The sequence below is a fragment of the Gordonia sp. DT30 genome, assembly GCF_049844915.1.
Classification (GTDB): domain Bacteria; phylum Actinomycetota; class Actinomycetes; order Mycobacteriales; family Mycobacteriaceae; genus Gordonia.
Map to the genome: position 1 here is coordinate 1 of NZ_JBNCLY010000132.1, position 218 is coordinate 218.

General features: G+C 66.1%; 1 protein-coding gene. It reads right to left on the bottom strand.

Features of this window, described 5'->3' with window-relative positions; all coding sequences use genetic code 11:
• On the bottom strand, nucleotides 1-218 hold a 218-nt coding region (locus ACLQ3C_RS21745), incomplete at both ends, for an HNH endonuclease signature motif containing protein (RefSeq protein ID WP_425707149.1).

A 218-nucleotide genomic window follows, 5' to 3' on the forward strand; every position in this document is an offset into this window, starting at 1 on the left:
TCGCCGACCATCCGATTGTGTTTCGGACACGCCGGGGCGAGGTCGTCGATGTTGGTCAACCCGCCCTTCGCGTAATCGAGGGTGGCGTGATGGATTTCCGAATGCGCCGCCGGTTGCGAACACCCGGGATGCGAGCACACCTGTCCGTCGGGTTTGGCGAACAGGGCGATGCGTTGCCCGCGGCTCGCGAGCCGGGCGCGACCCAAATACAGGGGCAC